This window comes from Paenibacillus sp. FSL R5-0407, from assembly GCF_038009185.1.
GTDB classification, from domain to species: Bacteria; Bacillota; Bacilli; order Paenibacillales; family Paenibacillaceae; genus Fontibacillus; species Fontibacillus vini.
This window is the reverse complement of record NZ_JBBPAX010000001.1, coordinates 3,670,611-3,680,966: the sequence shown is the minus strand read 5'-3', so window position 1 is coordinate 3,680,966 and position 10,356 is coordinate 3,670,611. Positions and strand designations below refer to the sequence as shown.

Below are 10,356 nucleotides of genomic sequence, written 5' to 3'. Positions count from 1 at the left end.
GTACATATTATTGGAGCTCTCTGGGGGGAATTGCAAACTATAATAAAAAATGTTTATGAAAGCGATTTCAATCAGGAGGCAATACCAATCATGTGGAGGAGGGGTAAATTGAGCAAGAACTTAAGACAGTTATTTGCATTCATTCTCATCGTAGCGCTGGTGGGCAGCGCTATCCCGGTTGGCAAAACTCATGCTTTGGAAAAAAGTGAGGAGCCTGGATTGACGGCCTGGTACAAAATGGACAGTCCTGACCAACCTAACGGCAAAGTCGTAGTTGAGGACTCTTCCGGCAATGGACATCATTCCATCAATGCCTCGGGTACATGGGCCCAAGATGGCGGTGTCTACGACGGGGCTCTATCGTTTAACGGCGTTTCCGATCTGGTTCAGCTGAATTTGGGGTCGGATCCGCAAGGATCGTTCCTGAAAGATGCCTTCACTCAGCATTCCGCTTCATTATGGTTTAAGGCAAACGATTCGCAAAAGCTGCAGGTGTTGTACGAACGCGGAGGCAATGCGGCGGGTATGGCGATTCAATTGAACGCAAACAAGCTGGAGGCCGCTGTAGTGAGCGGAGGGGTGTTGAAAACCTTGTCTGTTGACTTTAAAGACACCACTTCCTGGCACCAGGTCATGGTTACCTTCGACAACGGAACGTTCACGCTGTACCTGGATGGTCAGGTCGCAGCCACAACTACTACGTCGTTTAATAAAGTGAATAGCGCGCTTAACGAAGCTGCCATCGGCGCCAAATTCTCCGTCTATGCATTCGGTGGAGATGACAAGACCGGAGCTTGGTTCAACGGGATGATCGATAATGTGCGTTTGTACGACAGAGCGGTCACCCCTTCGGTCGAAGTGGGCGGGATAAAATTGAACAAGCCGCAGGTGACCACGTCGGTCAGCGAATCGGTGTATCTTTTCGCATCTCTTGAGCCGACATTTGCGATGAATCCCAATATCACCTGGGCTTCCAGCAATGAATCCGTCGTGACAGTCGCTGTTTATGGTCCCGATAAGGCTGCTATCGAAGGCAAAAGGGCCGGCAGTGCGACCGTTACCGCGACTTCGGAGGATGGAAACTATATAGCTTCCAGCGAAGTAACCGTCCTTCCGGCGCTGATCTCTATGCCTTTTGAGGGATTGGATGCCTGGTACAAGCTGGACGAGCCCTTCAGTTTTAATAACAGGCAGGTTGCAGAGGATTCAACAGGTAACGAGCATCATTCTATAAGTGCTGTTGGAAACTGGCTGCCGAATGGTGGGGTTGATGGAGGCGCCTTCTCCTTCGACGGATCGACAAGCATCATTCAACTCAATACGAATTTAATGCCTTTCTTGAGAGATGAATTCTCTGCATTCACCGCTGCGATGTGGTTCAAGCCGAAGGACTTGAACACCAGACAGGTATTGTTTGAGCGCGGAGGCAACGGGGCAGGATTGGCGATTCAAATTAATGAAGGGAAGATTGAGGCTGCTGTTGTGAATAACAAGCCTCAGATTGATCGTGTCATTATTTCCTCAGAGCTGAGCGGTGCCGACGAATGGCATCATGTAGCGGTTGCCTTTGGCAACAAATCCTTCAAGTTATTCCTTGACGGACATTTGGTCAAAGAAACGGCAACGTCTTTTGATACGGTTCCCGCAGCGGCTAACGAAGGGGCGCTCGGTGCGAGATTCGCCGTTGATGCCTTCGAGGGATCAGCGACAGGGGCCAACTTCAACGGGATCATCGATGAGGTTCGGTTATACAATGCGGTAGTCGAACCCGTCGTAGGACCGGTCCATACGGAAAGCATCAGCCTGGATCGGGAGGCGTTTACACTTGGAACGGGCCTTTCCGAGGAGCTTGCTGTAATGTTTTCCCCTAAGCATGCAACGAACCAGGATGTGATTTGGTCCTCCAGCGATGAATCCGTCGCGAAGGTTGTAACCGATGGCGGCCCGAAGGCTACCGTACAAGGAATATTGGAAGGGACGGCCATCATTACTGCGACCGCGGTCGATGGAGGATACACGGCGACTAGCAACGTGACCGTTGAGAATATCCCGGTTGAGGGCGTAAGTCTTGAACCCGGGAACCTGGAAATCATGGTGGGTACGACGGGGGCGTTGACACCGGTATTCAAGCCGGCGAATGCGACAAATCAGCGGGTAAGCTGGTCCTCCGACAATTCGTCTATAGCTGCCGTTGACGATAAGGGTATCGTTAAAGCGATTCAGCCAGGTGAAGCAACGATAACTGCAACGACAGCGGAGGGTGGATATACGGCTTCTGCGACTGTTACAGTCAGCGGCATACCGGTAACGGGGCTCTCTCTGAACCACCCGAAGGTGGAGTTAGCGTTGGGCCGGACACATCTGTTGTCAGCCGCAATCTTACCCAAGAATGCATCGAATCTTAATGTAACCTGGTCGACTTCCGATTCATCCGTGGCTGCTGTGGATGCGAGCGGCAGGGTAACGGCCGTAGGACTGGGCAGCGCGCTCATTACGGCAACAACCGAGGACGGAGGATTCACGGCGGACAGTGAAGTCACGGTAAGTCCGTCAGCTATAGAAATAGTAGATAACATGTTCCGTGTGGATTCGGGGCCCGAATTGGGCAAGAAGGCAACCCTCTATGACGGAACGATCGAGAAGTATAACGGCTACTATTATGCGATGGGAACCGGAACCTTGGGCAATGTGTATCGATCGAAGGATATGATTCATTGGGAAAGCCCTTATCGATTAATTTCGAACGATCCGAGTCAGGCTCCCCCAGTGGTGAACCCGGCGGATTACAACGAATTAGGGGCATCCGACTTGCTCTTTCATAACGGGGTAATGTTCTATACCTTTAATGGCACGACGTTACTCTACGGGGATCCGAGCAAGATGAACACGGTACCCGATTTCCGCAATGCTTTCTGGGAAAAGAAGTTTGACGACGGAATTGACCCGCAGATGTTCGTTGCGCACAACGGGGATTTGATCTTCTTGCGCAAGGTAAATCCGGACGAAGTGAACCCCAACACCGGGGCGGCCAAGCCGGCGGATGCGGGGGCTTGGCTCTGGAACGTGCAATCGTTCTTTAACGAAAAGGGCAATCCGGGCCGAAGCCAGGCGATCGAGACGGTGCATACGCAGAAGGGCCATTGGGCTAATGTGAACTTCGTCAATTTCGAGGGACCGGAGCTGTTTTACCATAATGGCCAGTATTACATGCTGTATGTCGGAAATCAGATGTTCCCGGAAACAGGTCTTTATGAGACCGGGGTAGCACAGGCCGACAGCTACGATAAAATTACGAACGATTCCAAGTACCCGGGCAAGCTGCTGGCGCGCAATATTGAGGGCTTGCTTCTGAAGTACAATGTCATTCTGCCGACTGCGGAGCATGGCGGTCAACCGTATCAATATACCTTCAAGGAGCCTGAGGCGGGCTGGAATGATATTGGCTCCGAACTGAACGGGTGGGTGTCCGGGGAGGGCGGCTTTGGCTGGCCGGATACAAGAACAGGCAAAATTCCGACCATTTTAAATGACGGCAAAACCGCGCCATCCGAGATTTGGGCGCATCCGAACGGTCAGGCTTCCATGTGGGCGAAACGCGCCTTCAATCTGGATGCCGTTCCGGAGACTACGGTTCTGCGTTACCGTCTGGAGGGGTATGGCAAGCTGTATGTGAACGGCAAGGAGTTCTTTGCGTTCAATGGTCAGCAACGAGCTTACAAGATGGTTGAAGTTCCCGCCAATCTGCTGCAAACGGGGGAGAATGTGATCTCCGTAGACATTAGCAAAGACGGCGGCGCTAAATTGAATTACTACCATCTGGATTTCGGTCTGTACGATACGAACGGTCATCCGGTTGAACCGGACATCATCGGACCGTCGCAGCCGAATATCATTATGGGACCGAACGGGTTTGAGACTTGGACTACCTACAAAGCATTCTGGAATAGTAACGAAGGGCAAGGAAAGGATCGTGTCTATTTCTGGGATCAGGAGATGGTTGTTGACGGACCGACTTCCTATGATTCCGAAGGGATTCATCCGGAGGCCTGGACACCGACGTTCCAAGACCGGTTCGATTCTGGAGCCAGCTTGCAGCATTACGAAATCCCGGTGGCAGGCGTAACGATAGACAACGAGGAGTTGTACTTCAACGCATCGGGCGATTCGAAACAGGTGATGCTGAACGGATACAAAGCGGAAAACGTCTTTGTTGAAGCTAATCTTCGATTCGACGACAACGATTTCGGAGATGAGGGGCAGGCCGGTATTGTTGCATGGCATAAAGATGAGAACAACTATGTGAATGTGTTGATCGACCGCGATGACCGGAAGCTTATCGTGCAATCCAGCATCAACGGCGTTTCGGATAGCTTAACCACAGAATTGCCGACGACATTCGCGTTCCTTAGCGATGATCCTCGCGCTAAAGACTTTGCGGAGCAATACCATACGCTCCGGGTATACAAGAACGGGTCCAAATTGTTTGCGGAACTGGATCATTACACTCTTAACGATGATCGGCCGGTGTTCGAGCATGAGGCGATGGATGCTCCAGGGCAAATCGGCTTGATCAGCAACAAGGCGAAGGTCCGGATGGACAACGTGACCGTGACGACCGGTTGGAGCGAATACGGTACGTATATCAACGGTTGGGATGATGCATGGTCGGTTTCCGATAAAGGCTTGCAGTCCCCAGCGGGCGGAGAAGCGCTCACGGTCAAGGGCGATCCGATGCTTGAACATGAATTCTCGGTGAATGTGAATACGGGAGACTTGCCGGGCAACGGTAAAGCGGGCGTCATTCTCGAGTACATCGACGACCGGAATTACGTGACGGTAAGCACGAATTATGCCACAAAGGAATTTGAGCTGCGCAAGGTCGTGGATGGCCAGGAGCAGATCATGGCTGTCGCCTCCACAGCGAGAGATACGATCTACGGGCACAGCAACTACGCAGAGAACGGCCAGAGCGAATATGTGTACGATTTACGTGCGGAGACTGAAATTTCGTCGGCCAAGATCCTGTGGTTCCACGGTTCGTTCCCGTATATGAACAAGAACTTTGAACTGCCTCAATCGAACTCGGCGGAATTCAAATTCGACAGCTGGGCGAATGGTTGGAACGCGGTACCGTTCGGATATCAAGATAAGGGAGTAGGCGCTTATCATGTCGCCGATTTTACAAACCCTGTAACAACCAGTCAGCTTCGACTGAGCGTGCCTTCGGATTTGAATCGCCCATTCTCCTTCGCGCTTCGCGAAGAGATTAGCGCGCAAAACTTCTACAAGGTGGTTCGTTCGAACGGCAGAATCTATGTATGGGTGAATAACAATTTAATTTTTGACGCGGTGGATCCGTTCGACAACAAACCCGCACAGACAGGCCTGTATACGGATGGAATCCAGGCGACCTACAATGCCTTTACCGGCTTTGACGTATCGGGACAGCTTTCCGGTCGCGACGACACTGAGGTGCCGGGCGGCAATGAGAATCCAACCCCAGGAACCCCGGGCGGCAATAATAACGGTCAAACGGGGGGAACCCCTTCTACCGGGGGGCAGCGAGGGCAGGGAACTTCATCCGGCGGGAACAGCGAATCGGCATCAGGGGACAAAAAGCAACAAGCGGATGTGAGTCCCGATGCAAGTCAGCAACTGGAACTGGAAGGCGGAGTAAAGATTAATATTCCTCAGGGCGCCGTGTCGTCGAAGGGTACGATTGAGGTCTCTGTCGTCGAACCTGATCAGGCTCCTGCGGGCAGTGATCTCCAAGCAGTCAGTCCGGTTTTCGAACTGACCAGTACAACAGGCAATCGGTTTGCCAAACCGCTTGAGCTTTTCTTTACCTATGACACTAAGAGTTTGAAGCCGGGCAGTGAACCTGCCGTTTACTATTACCACGAGGGACAGAAGCGGTGGATATTCATTGGCGGAGCCATCGTTAGTGACGGAACGATCAAAGTGAATGTCGATCATATCGGAAAGTTCGCGGTCTTCTCTTACAAACCGGCAGACATGAAGGACATGGCAAGTCATTGGGCATCTACCTTCGTTCAACGCCTCACGGGAATGAAAGTTATAGCCGGATATCCGGATGGAAACTTCCATCCGGATGTAACCGTAACGAGGGCCGAGTTTGCGAAGATGCTGTCTTCGGCTTTGGGTCTTGAAGCAGCTTCCCGTGAAACCAACTTCTCGGATGAGGCCGATATCCCATCTTGGGCGAAGCCACATATCGCGGCCGCTGTGGAAGCGGGCTTGATCGAGGGCTACGAGGAAGCAGGCACAACCAGCTTCAAGGGTCAGCTCACCGTGACTCGGGCGGAAGCAGCCGTGATGGTGGCGAGGGCCTTGCAGATCTACGAAGAGGGCGCTGCAGGCTCGACAATTAAAGCACCGAGCCTGAAAGACGCTGCGGACATTCCGTCCTGGGCGAAGCCAGCGATCGATAAGGCTCTATCGGCAGGCATCCTGAATGGTTACGAGGATGGCGCTTTCCGCGCGGGCCAAACAACAACAAGAGGCGAAGCAGCCGCAATGATTTACAAATTACTGACCTCGTTGGGAATATAGTCAGTGAATGAATCAACCAACCCGTTCGGCTTCGGCCGGGCGGGGATTTTTTTATTGGCATCCGCCCAAACGCCTTATCCGCGAATGCATATGATGATTATGCCTACTCATTGAAAAGGAGTGATCACATATGGGATTTTTTCCATCGCCGGGACCCGGCGGAGGATATCCGGGATTCCCGGGCGGACCAGGCGTGCCGGGAGGACCGGGGGGAGCAGGTGGATTTCCCGGGACTCCGGGTGCTCCGGGAGGCATTCAACCGCCTACGTCTCCTCCACCGCAATTCGTACCGCAAATGTCGGCCACCGCGTATGCCGTTGACCCCGGAGGGATCAGACGGTGCCTGTTCCGCAACACATACATTTGGCTGAACAACGGCGAACAATTCTGGTTCTTCCCGGTATTCGTCGGACGTAATTCTATTGCAGGATTCAGATGGTTCGGTTTCTTCTGGGGATACTTCGGTATTGACCTGAAACGGATCAGCTCGTTCACCTGCTTCTAAGGCAGACAACAAAGAGAACAGCCTGCAGGCTGTTCTCTTTGTTGTGCGGCTGTTCAAGTTTTCCGCTGTCATCCAAGGTCAACGGGTTTAAGCTTGCAATGGATCGTAGGGATTCGTATAAAAACATGTGAAATTTACAAGAATCCATCTTGCATAGATACATATCTTTTAATATCGGATCTTTGTATACTTGCTGTAATAAAAATTCTAGAAGCATACGCTGCATGAATAACAGCAGAAAGGAAGTCTTATGGAATTTACTATTACTTGGCGGATGCCAAAAAATGAAAGCGCTACAAATCAGAGCCCATCCGTATCGGATGCTTTATTTTACCGGGAAGAGGAAGCGTTTAGCGGTGTGAATAAGATAGCCCAGAAGGTTATGCAGGATATGGAGCAGGTCTTTGGATATGCCCCGCAAGCAACTACAGACAGAAATCAACTGGGAACCAATGTGGTTCTGTACGGAACAGTGGGCCACAGTCCTATGCTGCTTGAGCTCGAAGAGAACAGGTTGATTGATTTGTCCGAAATCAAAGGGAAGCGGGAGGTTTTTTTATTCCAAGTCATTGATCGTCCCTTTGACGGCGTTGAGAAGGCGTTGGTGATCGCGGGAAGCGATAAACGCGGCACAATTTACGGCCTTTTTCATCTGTCCGAGCGGCTTGGGGTTTCCCCATTGGTAAATTGGGCGAACGTGAAGCCGGAGCGGAAGGAATCCTTCTCTCTAAGTGAGGATTTGAAATATATCTCAAAGGAACCGTCCGTTCGATACCGCGGCTTTTTTATCAATGATGAATGGCCGGCCTTTGGCAATTGGACTACGACCAATTTCGGCGGTTTTAATGCAAAAATGTATGAGCAAGTGTTTGAACTGCTGCTGAGGTTGAAAGGAAACTATCTCTGGCCTGCGATGTGGTCTGCCCGTTTTTATGATGACGGACCGGGCTTGGCCAATGCGGAATTAGCGGATGAGTATGGAGTCGTCATGGGAGCGTCCCATCATGAGCCCTGTTTGCGTTATGGGGAGGAGTATAAATATCTCCGCGGGAAGGATTCGATCTATGGCGATGCCTGGAATTTCATCAAGAACAGAGAAGGGATTACGAGATTCTGGGAAGACGGCCTGAAACGGAGCGGCAAATTTGAGAGTGTGATTACGGTCGGCATGCGCGGCGAGGCGGATACGGCTATCATGGGAAAAGGAGCTACACTTGCGGACAATATCCAGCTGCTGCGAGAGGTGCTGCAGACGCAAAACCGGCTGATCCGGGAAAATGTGTATTCAAACCTTTCGGAAGTTCCAAGAATGCTGGCTTTATATAAAGAGGTGGAGCCTTTCTTCTATGGTGATAAGGACACGCCGGGGCTGATCAACTCCGAGGAGCTGGAGGACGTCATTTTAATGCTCTGCGATGATAATCATGGGAATCTCCGGACCTTGCCGACGGAAGAGATGCGCAGCCATAAAGGCGGTTACGGCATGTATTATCATTTTGATTACCATGGCGGTCCGATCTCTTACGAATGGATTAACAGTTCCTACCTCCCGAAAATTTGGGAGCAGATGACGATGGCTTACGATTTTGGAATCCGCGATCTTTGGATCGTCAATGTGGGCGATATTGGCACGCAGGAGTTTCCGCTATCTTATTTCCTTGATTTGGCCTATGACTTTGAAAAATGGGGAACCCAGGCCATTAACAAGACAGATTTATATACGAAGCAATGGATTCAAAGACAATTTTCCTACGGGTGGAGCGAGCGGGATCGGAGCAAGATCTTTGATCTCTTGACCGGTTATACCAAGATTGCGCATATTCGCAGGCCGGAACATATGAATTCAAATGTATACCATCCCGTGAATTACAAAGAAAGTGATGAATTGTTACAGCGAATCGATGATCTGTTGGGACTGGCGGATGAACTATACAAGAGGGTAGATGAAGCGCATTTATCTGCTTATTATGCGTTAGTGTATTATCCGGTTGTAGGCAATCTCAATTTACAGAAGATGTGGCTGCTCACCGGCAAAAACCATTACAAAGCAAAGCTTGGAGAGATGGAAGCCAATAAGCTTACCGAACAAATAAGAGCGTGCTTGAAAAGAGACAGAGAGCTTGTGGCGGAGTTTCATGCAATAGAGGGCGGCAAGTGGTATGGCATGGGGCTTTCCGAGCATATCGGCTTCACGCAATGGAATGAGGACGAAGCTCAGAATCCGATTCTCATGAATGTACTGCCTGCCAATAAACCCAGATTGCTGGTGACGGTGGATGGAACGACCCAGCGCAGTGAAGGAAGCTCCTGGCATATTAACAAATTAGGGATGGACGACTTTTTGCAGCCGGATGTGGAGGAAGCCTCTTTCACTATATCGAGCATCAGTGACCTTCCTGCGGAGTATAAGATTACATGTGATGATCCGTGGCTAACCTGCTCGAAGACAGGCGGCACCCTGGATGGAAACGAGAATACGACGGAAGTTATACAAGTACGTATTGACCGTAGTGCGATGAAGGGCGAGACAGAAGGGTATATTTCCATACAAATGCCGCTGGGTTCCTGCACGATCGTCGTCAATGCAGCCCAACATGATTACAGTGAGCTGCCTGATATGACCTTTGTGGACACGAAGGGGTACATTTCCATCGAGGCTGAGCATTATGCTCTGAACCAGGAAGCACCCCGTCAAAATGGGGACGTCAGCAGATTTGAAGTGATTGAGGGTTATGGCAAAACCTTATCCGCCGTGAAGGCTTATCCAACCACGCAATACTTTACCGCAGGGAAGGACGCACCATATCTGGAGTATCGTTTTGCCGTTGAGGAAGGCGGATTGTATGATGTGGAGCTCTACATGCAGCCATCGAATCCGGTTACCAATGACGGAACGCTGCGCTACGGGATTCAAGTGAACGAGGAAGCGATTAACGTCGTCAATGCACTTCCTGAGGGGTATCGGGTGGATGACTGGAATTGGGCGCAAGGCGTACTGAATCACATTCGCAGACGCAGCACGACAGCAAGCTGTTCGGCAGGATTGAATACCTTGAGGATTTTTGCTGTAAGTCCAGGGTTTGTCTTGGAAAAGCTGGTCATCTATCCGGCAGGAAAGAAGCCTGCGGACAGTTACCTGGGGCCAACAGAAACCTACTACACAGGTAAAAAGGGTTAGACGAAAGGGATGCCGAGGCATCCCTTTTCTAATTCCGAAGTAAATATTCCTGTGGGTAAATGGGATGTTTTAATTGTAAACCTAAAAATTTAATATGGTT

The 10,356-nt window shown here is 50.9% G+C and carries 3 protein-coding genes; all 3 read left to right on the top strand.

Translation table 11 applies throughout. The features are described from left to right. Positions 1-108: 108 nt before the first annotated feature. The 3 genes from NYE70_RS17445 (at position 109) to NYE70_RS17435 (ending at position 10,256) form a co-directional block, all read left to right on the top strand. A complete protein-coding gene (locus tag NYE70_RS17445; RefSeq protein WP_341047154.1) occupies positions 109-6,573 on the top strand; it encodes an Ig-like domain-containing protein in 6,465 nt (2,154 codons plus the stop codon). A 130-nt stretch (positions 6,574-6,703) separates the two neighbouring features. Beyond that, positions 6,704-7,078: a collagen-like protein gene (locus NYE70_RS17440; protein WP_211025073.1), complete on the top strand. Its 375-nt coding sequence runs from the start codon at positions 6,704-6,706 to the stop codon at positions 7,076-7,078. Between the two features lie 274 nt (positions 7,079-7,352). After that, on the top strand, positions 7,353-10,256 hold the full coding sequence (locus NYE70_RS17435; protein ID WP_341047152.1) for a glycosyl hydrolase 115 family protein: 2,904 nt from the start codon (positions 7,353-7,355) through the stop codon (positions 10,254-10,256). Positions 10,257-10,356: the final 100 nt, after the last annotated feature.